Source organism: Serratia sp. C2(1) (assembly GCF_036352655.1).
In the GTDB taxonomy this organism is placed as follows: domain Bacteria; phylum Pseudomonadota; class Gammaproteobacteria; order Enterobacterales; family Enterobacteriaceae; genus Serratia; species Serratia inhibens.
Genome location: NZ_JAZFBA010000002.1, coordinates 352,813 through 368,115, shown reverse-complemented (window position 1 = coordinate 368,115; position 15,303 = coordinate 352,813). Strand labels below are relative to the sequence as shown.

Below are 15,303 nucleotides of genomic sequence, written 5' to 3'. Positions count from 1 at the left end.
CGGTCACTTGGTTCACCAAGCTCCCGGGGATTCACGTACTTGCCGCCTAGCTGCAGCACCCGGTATTTTGGGTAAAGATCATCATGGTTAGCCTTTGGCTTCCACCACGTCGTCTTCCGGTGCCTTGCCGTCGATGCTGCCGCGCCAGCCGGTTTGCTGCACCCGCGCCAACCGATTCTGATCCTGCTCGATGGCCGCGCTGAGCATTTCCTTAGCCCGCTGCAGGCTGGCGATGCGGAACTCGGTATCCTGGTAATTCTCCAGCGTGTTTTCCAGCATCTTCAGGTTGTAACGCCGGAAAGTATCCGCTTTCTCACGCGCCTCGTAGGCGTCCAGCCCCAGTAGCTCCAGTGTCTCACGGCCAATGCGCAGCGAACTTTCGAAGGTTTCGCGTTCCGGGCTTTCCACCCCTAACTGCCGCAGCTGATACCAGTGATCGACATCGCGTGCGCGCGCCACGATTTTCAGGTGCGGGAAGTGCCGCTTGGCCAGTTCGGTCAGTTGCAGGTTGGCTTCCACATCGTCGATGGCGTTAATCAGTACTTTGGCGTGCGCAGCACCCGCCGCCTCCAGCAGATCGGCACGGGTTGCGTCGCCGTAAAACACTTTAGTGCCGAATTTTCGCAGCGTTTCAATGTGGTCAGGATCATGATCCAACACCACGGTGTGTACCCCGTTGGCCAACAGCAAACGGCCGGCAATCTGGCCGAAACGGCCGAAACCGGCGATGATCACGCTGGCGTTTTCTTCATCAATCACATCCGCCGGGCGTTCGTCCTTCGGCGCATTTTTCTCCAGCCTTGCGGCCACCACCAGTAACAACGGCGTCGCCGCCATCGACAAGGCTACCGCCAGCGTCAGCGATTTGGCCCAGTCCGGCGGTAACACGCCGGCCAACTGTGCGGCGCCAAAGATCACGAAGGCAAACTCACTGCCCTGCCCCAACAAAATGGCAAACATGCCGCGCTGGCGTTTTGGGACGCCCAGCCACGGCCCAATCAGCCACAGCAACGCCGCCTTGATCAGCATAAAGCCCAGCAACAGCGAGGCAATCAGCAACGGATGATGGAACAGGGTGCCGAAGTCGATCGACATACCGACACCGATAAAGAACAGCCCCAGCAACAGGCCCTTGAACGGTTGAATGTCGCTTTCCAGCGCATGACGATATTCCGAACTCGCCAGCAATACCCCGGCGAGGAAAGCGCCCATCGCCATCGACAGCCCGGCCATTTCCAGCAGAATGCCAAAACCGAACACCAGGAACAGCGCCACGGCGCTGAACACTTCACGCATGCCCGAACGAGCGACAAAGTGCAGCAACGGACGGGTGACATAGCGCCCAAGCAGCACCACGATCGCCAGCGCACCAACGACCTTAGCCGCCGACAGCGCGAACGCGCCCAGCGTAGTAGTGGCGCCGCTGCTGGCCAACAAGGGGATCATCGCCACCAGCGGGATCGCCGCGATATCCTGGAACAGCAGCACGGCAAACGAGCTGCGGCCGATCGGCGCCGGCGTCAGGTTACGCTCGCTCATCGCCTGCATGGCGATGGCGGTTGAAGACAGCGCCAGCGTCAGGCCAATCAGCAGCGCCACCTTCCAGTCCAGCCCGAGGAAGTAACAGAATGCGCTCAGCGCCAGCCCACACCCCACCATCTGGATACTGCCCCCGCCAAACACCGAGGCACGCAGCGTCCACAGCCGTTTAGGATCCAGCTCCAGCCCGATGATAAACAGCATCAGCACCACGCCAATCTCGGCGAAAGTCAGAATAGACTCTGCGTCGGAGACCAGCTTCAGCCCCCAGGGGCCGATAATGCAGCCGGCGATCAGGTAGCCGAGCACCGAGCCCAGTCCGAGACGCACTGCGATAGGGACAAACAGCGCAGCCGATCCGAGATAGATCAGCCCCTCAATCATCATCTTGTGATTATCCATGGCCGACTCCCTGATCCGCAGGCTCACTGTGTTCCATCAAATACTCAACCAAACGCTGGCGGTAAGCCTCGCCGGCGGCAATCAGCGCCGGCTCGTTACAGGTAAAAGTATTATGCACGGCAAAATACGGTTGCCAGTTCATGCCGCAATAGAGCGCGGTCGCCTGCAGCGGCTGCCCCAATACGGCGAAATTTGGGTAATCGCCCAGTTCGAAATGATGCTCGTCCCCACCGCTGGTGACCGCCCACAGGCAATCTTTGCCCACCAGCGCATCGCCGTCATGGCCGTAAGCCCAACCGTGCTCCAGCACCTTGTCGATCCACAGTTTCAGCAGCGGCGGCAGGCTGTACCACTGCATGGGATGCTGGAACACCACCATGTCGGCGCGCTCCAGCGCACGCTGCTCGGCGTTGATATCGATATTGAAGTCAGGATACAGCTCATAGAGCGAGCGGACTTCCACATCGGGAATGTCTTTTACCGCCTGCAGCAGACGGTGATTGGCATGCGAATGCCGGGGATACGGGTGAGCGTAAATAATCAGAATCATGGGGGGTCGTCGTTCCTTCGTTCCGTGCAATACATCAAGCATATACCAATCACACAGCGTGACAGTTTGCTGAATGATTGATAGCGGAAATTTCTAATTCAAGGCAACAAATTTCCTGAACAAGATCAAAAAATAAGGGCGCTGCATATGCAGCGCCCTCGGGCATTACGGCGTCACCGGATCACTTGGTGATGCGAGCGTGCAGTTCCTGCACCGAGCTAACCTGCTCGGTCGGATCCGCCTTCAGTGCCATCGCGGTGGCAAAGCCGCCGTTCAGGGTGGTGTCGTAATGCACCTTATACTGCAGCGCGCTGCGGCGAATCAGCTTGGAATCTTCAATCGCCTGGCGACCGGCCGTGGTGTTCACGATGTAGGTGTACTCGCCATTCTTGATACGGTCCTGAATGTGCGGACGGCCTTCATGCACCTTGTTGACCAGACGCGGGTTAATGCCCGCTTCGCCCAGCACGACCGCAGTGCCGTGGGTCGCGTCCAGCTCGAAGCCCTGTTTCAGCAGGCTTGCCGCCAGATCCACCACGCGGGCCTTATCGCCTTCACGTACCGACAGCAGCGCACGGCCTTGTTTCTTCATGCCTGACTGGCTGCCGAGCATGGCCTTGGAGAAGGCTTCCGCGAAGGTCCGGCCAACCCCCATCACTTCCCCGGTAGAACGCATTTCCGGCCCCAAAATCGGGTCGACGCCAGGGAACTTGTTGAACGGCAGCACCACTTCTTTCACTGAATAGTAAGGCGGGATAACTTCTTCCGTTACGCCCTGCTCGGCCAGCGTTTTGCCCGCCATGACCCGGGCGGCTACCTTCGCCAGCGGCACGCCGGTGGCTTTGGAAACGAACGGCACGGTACGCGCGGCGCGCGGGTTGACTTCGATCAGGTAGACTTCGTTGTTCTTCACCGCGAACTGTACGTTCATCAGACCGCGCACCTGCAATTCGAACGCCAGTTTCTCAACCTGTTGGCGCATCACGTCCTGAATCTCTTTGCTCAGGGTGTAGGCCGGCAGTGAGCAGGCGGAGTCACCGGAGTGCACGCCCGCCTGTTCGATATGCTCCATGATGCCGCCAATCAGCACGCGCTCACCGTCGCAAATGGCATCGACGTCCACTTCTACCGCATCATCCAGGAAGCGGTCCAGCAGCACTGGCGCATCGTTGGATACGCTGACGGCGTTCTGGAAGTAACGGCGCAGGTCGATTTCGTCGTAAACGATCTCCATCGCACGGCCGCCCAGCACGTAGGAAGGGCGTACCACCAGCGGGTAACCGATGCCGGCCGCTTTCTCTACCGCCTGTTCGATGGTGGCAACGGTGGCATTGGCCGGCTGTTTCAGGCCCAGACGGTGTACCGCCTGCTGGAAACGCTCACGGTCTTCGGCACGGTCAATCGCATCCGGGCTGGTGCCGATAATCGGCACGCCCGCAGCTTCCAGCTCACGCGCCAGTTTCAGCGGAGTCTGGCCGCCGTACTGCACGATCACGCCTTTCGGCTTCTCGATGCGCACGATTTCCAGCACGTCTTCCAGCGTCACCGGCTCGAAATACAGGCGGTCGGACGTGTCGTAGTCGGTGGAGACGGTTTCCGGGTTGCAGTTGACCATGATGGTCTCGTAACCGTCTTCACGCAGCGCCAACGAGGCGTGCACGCAGCAGTAGTCGAACTCGATGCCCTGGCCGATACGGTTCGGGCCACCGCCCAGCACCATCACTTTCGGACGGTCGTTGGTCGGGTTGGACTCGCACTCTTCTTCATAAGTGGAGTACATGTAGGCGGTGTCGGTGGCGAATTCCGCCGCACAGGTATCCACACGCTTGTAAACCGGGTGCAGGCCATAACCGTGGCGCAGCTTGCGGATTTCGCTCTCGGCTACGCCGGCCAACGTGGCCAGGCGCGCATCGGCGAAGCCTTTACGCTTCAGGGTACGCAGGAATTCCTGGGTCAGGCCGTTGATGCCGGATTCGGCAACCTGCTCTTCCAGGCGCACCAGTTCTTCAATCTGCACCAGGAACCAGCGGTCGACGTTGGTCAGGTTAAACACGCCGTCTACCGACATGCCGGCACGGAACGCGTCCGCGATGTACCAGATACGGTCACAACCGGCATCTTTCAGTTCGCGACGGATTTTGGTCAGCGCTTCCGGATCGTCCAGGCTCACTTTCGGGTCGAAGCCGGTGGCGCCCACTTCCAGACCGCGCAGCGCTTTCTGCAGCGACTCTTGCTGAGTGCGGCCAATCGCCATCACTTCGCCGACGGATTTCATTTGGGTGGTCAGGCGGTCGTTGGCGCCGGCAAATTTCTCGAAGTTAAAGCGAGGAATTTTGGTCACCACGTAGTCGATGGACGGCTCAAACGACGCCGGCGTGCGGCCGCCGGTGATGTCGTTCATCAGTTCGTCGAGGGTATAACCCACAGCCAGCTTGGCGGCGATTTTGGCAATCGGGAAGCCGGTGGCTTTTGAGGCCAGCGCAGAAGAACGGGACACGCGCGGGTTCATTTCGATGACGATCAGGCGACCGTTTTTCGGGTTAACCGAGAACTGCACGTTGGAACCGCCGGTTTCCACGCCGATTTCACGCAGCACCGCCATCGAGGCGTTACGCATGATTTGGTATTCTTTGTCGGTCAGCGTTTGCGCCGGTGCTACGGTGATGGAGTCACCGGTATGGATGCCCATGGCGTCGAAGTTTTCGATAGAGCAGACGATGATGCAGTTATCGTTCTTATCGCGCACCACCTCCATTTCGTACTCTTTCCAGCCGATCAGCGATTCGTCGATCAACAGCTCTTTGGTTGGCGACAGATCCAGGCCGCGCTCGCAGATCTCTTCGAACTCTTCGCGGTTGTAAGCGATGCCGCCACCGGTGCCGCCCATGGTAAAGGAAGGACGGATGATGCACGGGAAGCCAACGTCGGCGGCAACCGCCAGCGCTTCTTCCATATTATGTGCGATACCGGAACGCGCAGTATCCAGACCGATTTTCTTCATCGCCACGTCAAAACGGCGGCGGTCTTCGGCTTTATCGATAGCATCGGCCGTGGCGCCAATCATGGTCACGCCGAATTCGGCCAGCACGCCCTGACGCTCCAGCTCCAGCGCACAGTTCAGCGCGGTCTGGCCCCCCATGGTCGGCAATACCGCATCCGGGCGCTCTTTTTCGATGATTTTACGCACCACTTCCCAGTGGATCGGCTCGATGTAGGTCGCATCGGCCATTTCCGGGTCGGTCATGATGGTGGCCGGGTTGGAGTTCACCAGAATGACCCGGTAACCCTCTTCGCGCAGCGCTTTACACGCCTGGGCACCCGAATAGTCGAACTCACACGCCTGGCCGATGACAATCGGGCCAGCGCCGAGGATCAGGATGCTTTTTATGTCTGTACGTTTTGGCACTTTTTTGCTCCTCGAACCCGTTTACTCTCTGCTGCGCTCGGTGATGCTTCGTCAAAACCGGCTCAAAATGCTCATTTACTGAGTGTAAACTCTGCTTTTTCGCCTATTTTTTCCTTGCCTGACCTTCGCTCGCGACGAGACTAAACATGTTCTTGATTATTTGGCGTTAGAACGGTAAGTCTCGATCAGTTCGATAAAGTGGTCGAACAGCGGCGCGGCGTCGTGCGGGCCCGGGCTGGCTTCCGGGTGGCCCTGGAAGCTGAACGCCGCTTTGTCGGTGCGGTGAATGCCCTGCACCGTATGGTCGAACAGCGATTTGTGCGTTACGCGCAGTTCGGCCGGCAGGTTATTTTCGTCAACCGCAAAACCGTGGTTCTGTGCGGTGATCATCACGCAGTCGTTATCCAGATCTTTCACCGGATGGTTGCCGCCGTGGTGGCCCAGCTTCATCTTCACGGTTTTCGCACCGCTGGCCAGCGCCAGCAACTGGTGGCCGAGGCAGATGCCGAACACCGGAATGTCGGTTTCCAGGAACTGTTTGATGGCGGTGATGGCGTAATCGCAAGGCTCAGGGTCGCCCGGGCCGTTGGACAGGAAAATGCCGTCCGGATTCATCTTCAATACTTCATCTGCCGGGGTCTGCGCCGGCACGACCGTCAGGCGGCAGCCGCGATCCACCAACATGCGCAGGATGTTGCGCTTGGCGCCGTAGTCGTAAGCCACCACGTGGAACGGCAGCTCGGAGGCCGGCTTGGCTTCCGGCAGGTCGCCTTCAAGCGTCCAGCTACCCTGCTGCCAGCTGTAGGCTTCTTTGGTGGTCACTTCTTTCGCCAGGTCCATGCCTTTCAACCCCGGGAAACCCTGCGCCTTGGCCAGCGCCAGCGCGGCGTCCGGCGAGTCGGCGGCGATGATGCAGCCGTTCTGTGCGCCTTTCTCGCGCAGCAGGCGGGTCAGCTTGCGGGTATCGATATCGGCAATCGCCACGATGTTGTGACGCTTCAGGTATTCAGACAGGCCTTCTTCGCTGCGGTAGTTGCTGGCAATCAAAGGGAGATCACGAATGACGAGGCCTTGGGCGTGTACCGCGGAGGATTCTGCGTCGGAAGCATTGGTGCCGACATTGCCGATATGAGGATAAGTAAGAGTAACGATCTGGCGAGAGTAGGAAGGATCAGTGAGGATTTCTTGATAGCCGGTCATCGACGTATTGAAGACCACTTCCCCCACTGCCGTACCCTCTGCCCCGATGGCCCGACCGTGGAATTGGGTTCCGTCTTCCAGAACCAATAGCGCTGACTTAATCAAAACACCCTCCGAGGAATAATCAATCACAATATTTGCATATTAATTCAGATATCGCGATCTAAATCAATGCAAAAACCGCCCTCAAGGCCAATTTTTGGCAAATTGGGCGCATTTTAATGATGAGTGCTCCGCTTGTCTACCCAAAGCGCCATTTTTTCTCTTATTTTTGCACTTCTCAACGTTTAATAGGGTCAGCAGCCATAAAAACCCAGCTAAACTCGGGTGAGTAAACGGTTGCGAGGAAGAATGACGAAAAAGTGCGTTTCCAAAGGCTCATTCCTGATTGAAAAACATCGAAAAGAGAAATTTTTGACGAAAAAATGCAAGAAAACCATAAAAAAAAAAGCATCACAGCAATATATCAAACCAAACCAATCATTTTTAATGTTAAAAAAAAGGACAATAAAATTATTGTCCGTTAATCATAGTATTATGATCAATACAACCACATCACGATGGTATTCAAATTGATTATAACTGGTCCAGACCGAGCACGTCGCGCATATCAAACAGGCCTTTATCGTGACTATGCAGCCAAGATGCCGCCCGAACCGCACCACTGGCAAAAGTCATGCGACTGGAGGCTTTATGGGTGATTTCCACCCGCTCTCCGATGTCGGCAAACATGGCGGTATGCTCCCCGACGATATCGCCGGCGCGAATGGTGGCAAAACCTATGCTCTTGGGATCGCGCTCGCCGGTATACCCTTCGCGCGCATAGACGGCGCACTCTTTCAAGTCACGCCCCAGCGCACCGGCAATCGCCTCGCCCATGGCCAACGCAGTGCCCGAAGGAGCATCCACTTTATGGCGGTGGTGCGCTTCAACAATCTCAATGTCGGTGTAGTCGCCCATCACCTGAGCGGCTTTTTCCAACAGTTTCAGCACCAGGTTGACACCCACGCTGAAATTGGCGGCGAACACGATGCCAATCTGTTGCGCGGCGGCGCGGATGGCCGCTTTGCCTGCATCGTCAAAACCGGTGGTGCCGATCACCACCGCCTTGTTATGTTCGACGCAGAAAGCCAGGTACGCCAGCGTGCTTTCCGGGCGGGTGAAGTCGATCAGAATATCGAAGTCATCGACCACCTTTTCCAGGCTGTCGCTGACGGTAACGCCCAGCGCGCCCACGCCCGCCAGTTCACCGGCATCGGTGCCGATCAGGCTTGAACCCGGACGCGACACCGCAGCCCCCAGCACAACGCCCTGCGTCTGATGTACCGCCTGGATCAGTTGGCGCCCCATGCGGCCGCCGGAACCCGCAATCGCAATGCGGATTTGTGAATCAGTCATGCTTGCTCTCTTCTTGATTAGACGCCTACTCCATAGGCTATAGGTTTAGGGTAACTGCCCCACAGGATCACCGCCAGAAGATTCATTTCATAATTAGAAAATTATGATATCCCCCGCTTTTCATCAGTAATGTTGTCAATGGGTTAACAACCGGTCAAATAAAACCCGTTTTTCAATTGTACATAATCATGCAAATTTGATGAGAAAAAACCGCATAAAAAAGGCGCCGCAGAGGGCACCCAAAGGAACTCGATGACGGCTTTCAGCCGGTCAAGGCTGCCACCTCTTCGGCAATCGCCGCCAATGCATCATGGCGGGCATAGTCGGCCTGTACCAACGCCGCGCGCTGCCGATAAATCGGCTGCGACAGGATCTGCTGCACGGCCTGCCGCAGTTGCGCTTCATCCGGCTCGCTGGTCTGCAGGTTAATGCCGCAGCCCGCAGCCACCACCCGAGAGGCCGCCTCGAGCTTATCTTCACCGGTACCGGCGACAATCAAGGGCACGCCATGATCCAGCGCGTAGTTGATCGAGCCATAACCGCCATTGGTGATCAACAGCGCCGCCTGCGGCAGCCAGTGCTCGAAAGAGATAAACTCCCGTACTCTGGCGTTGTCCGGCCGTTGCGCCGGCACTCCGTCAACCGAGCGACCGCCGGTGGTCGCCAGCACCCGCACCGGTAATTCCGCCAACGCTGTTAGCGTCGGAACAATCAACTGGTGCAGATCGACATTCGCCAACGTACCCTGCGTCACGATAACCAACGGCCGAGGATCCGCTTCATCCCACTCTCCCCCGTCTTGCGGTGCCGCCGCGGCACCGCGCAACGGGCCGATAAATCGCACGCCTGCCGGCAGATCCTCGCGCGGATACTCCAGCGCCGGGGTAGCCAGTTGCAAAAAGCGATCGCAGCCACCTATCAACGCATCCGTGAACGGCTGTTGCAACGGCCCGCCACCAGATTGCACCATTGCGGTATTGAAACTCTGCTGTACCTCATCGAGCAACACGCGGGTGGCTTCATCCACCAGCTGTTCACGTCGCAGTTCATGCGGCAACAGCGCCGGGGGAATGCGCGGCCCGTAGAAGATGGAATCGCGTGAAGAATACGCCAACGGCGTCACGCCAATACCTATCACCGGCAGACGATCAGTTGCCTGCAACAGCGGCAATACCCCGTAAAAGCAGTTTTCCACCATCAGCAGATCGGTCGCCTCGGCGGCTATCGCCGCCCTCAGTTGCCGGTCCAGCAACGGGATCGGCGCGGCGAAGAAATCTTTCAGCGCCAACGCCATCTGCGCATTGCCCGGCGGCAGCGCGGCGCGTTCGGGAAAATGCCGCTCCAGATAGCGATAATCGAAATCCACCTGCGCATCGAAGGGCACAAACTGCGCCCCCGCCGCTTCGGCACGTTCGCGGAACAGCGCACCGGTCATCACCCGTACCCGGTGGCCCTGCGCAATCAGGTAGCGGGCAATCCCCAGCATCGGGTAAACGTGCCCTGGGGTGGCGACGGCCGCCATCAGTATCCTTGCCATATGTTCCGTTATGCCTCTGCGTTGGCCGGCTTCAGCGCCAGGTTGGCGCACACCGGGTTGCTCTGAATATGCACGCGCTGCAGATGACGAGCGGAGCGGGCGGTGAAACCTTCACGTCCGTGCAGCAGCGAGAAGTTATCCGCCACCACCACATCGCCCTGCTGCCACGGGTGAGCGTAATAATGGCGAGGATCGTAGAGATGCTGCTGCAGAGTCTGATGGAAAGCCTCTTGCTCTTCTTGCGGCACGCCATGATATTCAAGCGCATGCTGGTTAAGGAACTTCTTGCCCTCCGTCGGCGGTTCGTTGTAGCGCATGATCAACCCGCTGCCGCTCGGATGCGTCACCACCAGCGGCGAACAGACCTCGCCGCCATAGTGGACCACTTGCTTGATCCGATAAGAAATAGACACCTTCAGCCACTGCGCCAGCAGCGACTCATCGGCACTGGCCAGTAGCCGCGTAGTATCGACAAAGGTGGTGCGGCCGCCTTCATCCTGCGACGGTGCCGCCACGCAGTGGAATAACTGAAACTCCGGAATGGTCGGTTTGTACATGCCATCCCAGTGCAACGGGACGTAGCTGCTGTCGAAGATATGATCTTTGGCGTCCGGGTGCTCCTTCACGTCCAGCACCGCGCCGAACGGCCACATCATGATCTCTCCCCAACCGCCGGCATAGCGGGCCAGCACCTGAGGATCGGTAAAGCCGGAGTCGAAACCGCGCAGCACCAGCAGATGGTGCCTTTGCGCCAGCGCGCGCAGCGCCGCTACCGGCAGTTCGCCGATCTGTTGCCCGGGATGTTGCGGGGTCAGCACTACGCCAAACGGGGTATTCAGTTCAATGCGGCAATTCAGTTGTTGATTGTCCATCGGTGGCTCTCCTTGAAGCGAATTTGCTGCTCACACGGCAACCGTGCCGTTAAAACACGCCCGCCAACGTGGCGGGCGTAACCTGGCGTGTTACGCCACCTGAGGCTGTTCGATCAGGTAATGGCTTGGCGTGCCGCGGATCGCTACCAGCTCACCCGCCAGTTGCTGAGCGTCTTTGCGCTTCATCAGCACGAACTGGCCATTGACGTTTGCCGCCACACCGTGCCACGGCGTCAGCCAGTCGTCTTTGGTCGGCATCATATGGATGCCCATTTTCAGGCTGTCAGCGGGTTGCGGGTGGATCGACAGGCGTATCGCCGCCGGGAAATGTTGAGCCAGCAGGTTACCCCAGGCCCAACTGCGCTGTATCACGCCGCAGGCGCGCTGTTTGGCGTCTTTCTGCAACGCTGCGTTGGAGCCGCTGTAACCCGGCAACTGGCTGTCTTCATACAGAAAACGGGTAATGGCGCGATACAGCTGCAGCCCCTGTTCGTCCTGCATCAGTTGCTGCTTGATGGCCTCCTCAGGTTCGGCGTAGCCGTCGACCAGCAGTTGACGCAGCAGATCGTAGTCGTCGGTATGTTCCGCCAGCCCTTCGACGTCACCCAGGTTGAATACGCTCAGGTGCGTCGCCCCCACCTCGTGCAGCAGGTTTTCAATTTCGCGCTGATAATGGTTGATGGCCTCGTCGCTGACGCGGATCAAATCGCCGAACACATGGCCATCAGAGCAGATCACGATATGCGCTCCCGGCGGGTAATAAAGCTGGATGCGCTGACAGAGAGAATTAAGGAATATCAGCGATAGCCGTTCCGCCATATCGGGAACCGCGCCGATCACTTTATTGGTATTGGGCGATTTTGTCGGGAAGGCCGGCAGCACAAATTCGAGACGCTGATTGTTTGCAATGAATGCCCGAATACGCGGCAATTGCACCTGAGAAACGACCCGCTCTTCCTCAGTATTTGACGCTTCCAGGCCAAGAAAACGACGCCGATATTGTAATAGCTCATGCAAAATTTTTAATGACACGGTTTCAATATGGGCATTATCCACAATTAACTCCTGTTCAGATGTGGCGTAAGAAACTTATTGGCAAACGCAATAAGACTTATCAAAAAGAGGAATGACGCACCGGCAATAAGTCTCACCGTGGCGTTTATCTGCTTCAGGAAATATAGAAGAGATAATGCTATATTATTAGCCCTTATAATTTGCAATCTTGGTTAAGTTGTCCTTAACAAACTATGAGTAATATTCTAAAACGCATGGCTATTTTTTCTAAAGTTGTCGATTGCGGCGCGTTCAGCATGGCAGCCAAAGAATTAGGCATTACCACCTCAGCCGTTAGCCAGCATATCCGCCAGCTGGAAAACGAACTGGGCATTCAATTGCTTCTGCGCTCTACCCGCTCACTGAGCCTGACCGAGGCCGGTCTGTGTTTTTATGAGGATTGCGTGTTGATGATCCATGCCGCCGAGCGGGGTCAACAGCGTATTGCCGCACTGCGTGGCGAACTGGCCGGTGAGCTGCGCGTCGCCACCTCCACGGAGTTCGCCACCCATTATCTGGTGCCGGCGTTGCAAAGTTTCCTGGATGAACACCCGCGCATCACGCTACGGCTGGAAATCCATGACGAAAAAATCGACCTGATAGGCCAGCGGATAGATTTGGCGATCCGTGGCGGCGTGCTGGCCGATTCCAGCTACGTCTCCACCCGCCTGGCGCGCTTTCGCGAAGTGTTGTGCGCCTCTCCCACCTACCTTGCCGGCCACGGCGTGCCGGAGACTCCACAGGCGCTGACCCGCCATCAATGGGTCACGTTCACCCCTTTGGGGAACCCGCAATTTGTCAGGCTGATCCACGCGAACGGCGATGAACACCGGTTACGCATGACCGGGCGCTTATTTACCAATAACGGCATGGCGATGAAAGAATTGGCGCTGGCCGGCAAGGGGATTATCCGTAATTTCTTTGTCAATGTTGAACGTGAATTGCGCAGCGGTGATTTGGTGGAAGTGTTGCCTGAATGGCGGTTGCCGGAGATTAATTGCTATGCGATTATGCCGCGCCGGGACAGCCAACCATTAAAGGTTCGCCGTTTACTGGAGCATATGAAAATCCATTTAAAAGAAAAAGAGCAAAATTCCGTAGACCAGTTACGCACTTAATTAAATAAGAAGTATCTGTAACGCTAATTACTTTAGTTTTTTAACTTTTCAGCCGATTGCTGACCAGCACCAGTACATTATTTTTAGATTGCAGCCTAATGATATCATCCTTAATAACTTTATTTTCGCCAATATAAGCGTTTATCCAATATTAATTCAAATAGTCAGAACGAACTTGGCTTTAAGTAACAGAAAATTTGAATCAACTCATGTCTATTTCCAAACTCTGCTATTTTCCCGCTGCTTATCCCCTAAATGCAAAACGGGGAGCCGTAGCCCCCCGTGGTAACACTTTTGCCAAAAAGCTTATTCGACCTGTCTGATATCAACACGCAGTTCTTTCGGCACTTCAAATACGATATTCTCTTCACGGCCGCTGACTTCATGCACATCCACACCGCCCATGGCTCTCAGGCGGCTGATGACATCCTGAACCAGCACGTCCGGCGCCGAAGCCCCGGCGGTCACGCCGATGTTACTGGCGTTTTTTAGCCAGACTTCCTGAATATCCGCCGCGGAGTCGATCAGGTACGCCGGCTTGCCGACGCGCTGAGCCAACTCGGCCAGACGGTTGGAGTTGGAAGAGTTCTTCGACCCGACCACCAGCACCACATCCGCATCGCCGGCCAGGTTGCGCACCGCTTCCTGACGGTTAGTCGTGGCATAGCAGATGTCGTCCTTGCGCGGCCCGATAATGCTCGGAAAACGCTGGCGCAGGGCATCGATCACTTCTGAGGTGTCATCCACCGACAGCGTAGTCTGCGTCATAAAGCACAGGTTGCTTTCGTCCTTCACCCGCAGCTGCCACACGTCTTCCGGCGATTCCACCAAATACATGCCGCCTTTCGGGTTGCTGTACTGGCCCATGGTGCCTTCCACTTCCGGATGGCCGGCATGGCCAATCAGGATCGCCTCGGTACCCCGGCGGCTGGCTCGCGCCACCTCCATATGCACCTTGGTCACCAGCGGGCAGGTCGCGTCAAACAGCATGGTCAGATCACGGGCTTTGGCTTCTGCCCGCACCGCCTGGGAAACCCCGTGCGCCGAGAAGATCAGAATCGACCCGTCCGGCACTTCGGCAATCTCTTCGATGAACACCGCCCCACGCTCGCGCAGGCTGTCCACCACGTAGCGGTTATGCACCACTTCGTGACGCACGTAGATAGGCGCGCCGTAAATCTCCAGCGCGCGCTCAACGATACTGATCGCACGATCAACCCCGGCGCAAAATCCGCGTGGGTTAGCCAGCAATATTTGCATGCGTCTCCTCCTGCTGCGGGTCAATCTCCAGCACTTCGATATCGAAGCTCACCGGATGGCCCGCCAACGGATGGTTGAAATCAACGGTAATCGACTCTTCCGCTACTTCACGCACCACACCCGGCATTTCGCTGCCGTCGATGGCGGTAAACAGCATGATGGTGCCTACGTCCGGCACCCCGGTTTCCGCGAAATCACGGCGTGAAAAAAACTGGACCAGATCCGGATTCTCTGCGCCGAACGCCGCTTCCGGCTGCAGGGTAAAGGCGCATTTGTCGCCCACACGCAGGCCGAGCAGTTGCTCTTCCAAGGGGGCCGACAGGCTGCCGTCCCCCAGGCGGAACAACGCCGGTTTACCGTTACCGCGGGTCGACTCTGCCGTTGAGCCGTCTTCCAGTTTCAGCGTGAAATGAACCAGTACGGCGCTGTCACCGTTAACCTGAGCCGTCATATTACTCACCTTTACTCTTTGCGCCTTTGCTCGCCGGCGACAGGAAACCTTCCAGCACAATCATCGCCGCCCCCACGCAGATAAAGCTATCCGCCAGGTTGAAGGTCGGGTAATGCCAGTTGCCCACATAGAAATCGATAAAATCGACCACGAAACCGTGCCAAAGACGATCAAACAGGTTGCCGAGCGCACCGCCGATGATAAAAGCATAGGCGATGTTGTTCAGCTTCTGCTGCGCCTGGCTGCGGTACATCATCACCAGCAGCACCGCCACGATGGCGATGGCGATGCCGGCGAAGAACCAGCGCTGCCAGCCGCCGTGATCGGCGAGGAAGCTGAATGCGGCACCGTAGTTGCGCGCATAGAACAGATTGAACGACGGGATCAACGGCTGGGACTGGCCCAGCACGAAGTTACCGAGGATCCACTGCTTGCTGGCAAAATCCAGTACCAGCACCACTACCATCACCCATAGCCAACGCAGGCCGGTCGAACAGATTGGTTTACTCATCGGGCA

General features: G+C 57.3%; 12 protein-coding genes. 1 reads left to right on the top strand and 11 read right to left on the bottom strand.

Annotated elements, in window-relative coordinates; translation table 11 throughout:
- Positions 1–87: 87 nt before the first annotated feature.
- The 8 genes from kefC to pvcA form a co-directional block, all read right to left on the bottom strand.
- Entirely contained in the window at positions 88–1,941 is a 1,854-nt protein-coding gene (gene kefC / locus V2S86_RS17290) for a glutathione-regulated potassium-efflux system protein KefC (protein ID WP_330763448.1), read from the bottom strand.
- Positions 1,934–2,491 (bottom strand): glutathione-regulated potassium-efflux system oxidoreductase KefF, encoded by a 558-nt coding sequence (gene kefF, locus V2S86_RS17285; protein ID WP_041416736.1) that lies wholly within the window; start codon positions 2,489–2,491, stop codon positions 1,934–1,936. The genes kefC and kefF overlap by 8 nt, the downstream gene beginning before the upstream one ends.
- 181 nt (positions 2,492–2,672) lie before the next feature.
- Positions 2,673–5,897, bottom strand: coding sequence for a carbamoyl-phosphate synthase large subunit (gene carB, locus V2S86_RS17280; protein ID WP_330763447.1), 3,225 nt, complete (start codon positions 5,895–5,897; stop codon positions 2,673–2,675).
- Positions 5,898–6,053: 156 nt separating this feature from the next.
- Positions 6,054–7,202, bottom strand: coding sequence for a glutamine-hydrolyzing carbamoyl-phosphate synthase small subunit (gene carA, locus V2S86_RS17275; protein WP_330763446.1), 1,149 nt, complete (start codon positions 7,200–7,202; stop codon positions 6,054–6,056).
- Between the two features lie 471 nt (positions 7,203–7,673).
- Positions 7,674–8,495, bottom strand: a complete 822-nt coding sequence (dapB, locus tag V2S86_RS17270; RefSeq protein WP_330763445.1) for a 4-hydroxy-tetrahydrodipicolinate reductase — start codon at positions 8,493–8,495, stop codon at positions 7,674–7,676.
- A gap of 262 nt (positions 8,496–8,757) precedes the next feature.
- Positions 8,758–10,017: a glycosyltransferase gene (locus tag V2S86_RS17265; protein WP_330763564.1), complete on the bottom strand. Its 1,260-nt coding sequence runs from the start codon at positions 10,015–10,017 to the stop codon at positions 8,758–8,760.
- Positions 10,018–10,040: 23 nt separating this feature from the next.
- Positions 10,041–10,904 carry a TauD/TfdA dioxygenase family protein gene (locus tag V2S86_RS17260; protein WP_330763444.1) on the bottom strand — a complete coding sequence of 288 codons (864 nt, stop codon included), beginning with the start codon at positions 10,902–10,904 and terminating at the stop codon, positions 10,041–10,043.
- Between the two features lie 90 nt (positions 10,905–10,994).
- Positions 10,995–11,960 (bottom strand): L-tyrosine isonitrile synthase, encoded by a 966-nt coding sequence (gene pvcA, locus V2S86_RS17255; RefSeq protein WP_330763443.1) that lies wholly within the window; start codon positions 11,958–11,960, stop codon positions 10,995–10,997.
- 191 nt (positions 11,961–12,151) lie between these two features.
- Here pvcA and V2S86_RS17250 point away from each other — a divergent pair, with 191 nt between their 5' ends.
- Positions 12,152–13,075, top strand: a complete 924-nt coding sequence (locus V2S86_RS17250; RefSeq protein ID WP_330763442.1) for a LysR family transcriptional regulator — start codon at positions 12,152–12,154, stop codon at positions 13,073–13,075.
- 306 nt (positions 13,076–13,381) lie between these two features.
- Here V2S86_RS17250 and ispH read toward each other — a convergent pair whose 3' ends face one another.
- Genes ispH through lspA form a run of 3 tightly spaced genes read right to left on the bottom strand, consistent with a single transcriptional unit; the run spans position 13,382 to position 15,297 of the window.
- Complete coding sequence (ispH, locus tag V2S86_RS17245) at positions 13,382–14,335, bottom strand: 4-hydroxy-3-methylbut-2-enyl diphosphate reductase (RefSeq protein ID WP_330763441.1); 954 nt, start codon at positions 14,333–14,335, stop codon at positions 13,382–13,384.
- Complete coding sequence (gene fkpB, locus V2S86_RS17240) at positions 14,316–14,786, bottom strand: FKBP-type peptidyl-prolyl cis-trans isomerase (RefSeq protein WP_330763563.1); 471 nt, start codon at positions 14,784–14,786, stop codon at positions 14,316–14,318. The genes ispH and fkpB overlap by 20 nt, the downstream gene beginning before the upstream one ends.
- 1 nt (position 14,787) lies before the next feature.
- Entirely contained in the window at positions 14,788–15,297 is a 510-nt protein-coding gene (lspA, locus tag V2S86_RS17235; protein ID WP_006317538.1) for a signal peptidase II, read from the bottom strand.
- Positions 15,298–15,303 lie beyond the last annotated feature (6 nt).

Excerpts from the sequence above, each read along its gene's own strand:
- kefC (WP_330763448.1), bottom strand. The coding sequence starts at position 1,941 with ATGGATAATCACAAGATGATGATTGAGGGGCTGATCTATCTCGGATCG.
- kefF (WP_041416736.1), bottom strand. The coding sequence starts at position 2,491 with ATGATTCTGATTATTTACGCTCACCCGTATCCCCGGCATTCGCATGCC.
- dapB (WP_330763445.1), bottom strand. The coding sequence starts at position 8,495 with ATGACTGATTCACAAATCCGCATTGCGATTGCGGGTTCCGGCGGCCGC.
- V2S86_RS17265 (WP_330763564.1), bottom strand. The coding sequence starts at position 10,017 with ATGGCGGCCGTCGCCACCCCAGGGCACGTTTACCCGATGCTGGGGATT.
- V2S86_RS17260 (WP_330763444.1), bottom strand. The coding sequence starts at position 10,904 with ATGGACAATCAACAACTGAATTGCCGCATTGAACTGAATACCCCGTTT.
- V2S86_RS17250 (WP_330763442.1), top strand. The coding sequence starts at position 12,152 with ATGAGTAATATTCTAAAACGCATGGCTATTTTTTCTAAAGTTGTCGAT.
- ispH (WP_330763441.1), bottom strand. The coding sequence starts at position 14,335 with ATGCAAATATTGCTGGCTAACCCACGCGGATTTTGCGCCGGGGTTGAT.
- fkpB (WP_330763563.1), bottom strand. The coding sequence starts at position 14,786 with ATGACGGCTCAGGTTAACGGTGACAGCGCCGTACTGGTTCATTTCACG.
- lspA (WP_006317538.1), bottom strand. The coding sequence starts at position 15,297 with ATGAGTAAACCAATCTGTTCGACCGGCCTGCGTTGGCTATGGGTGATG.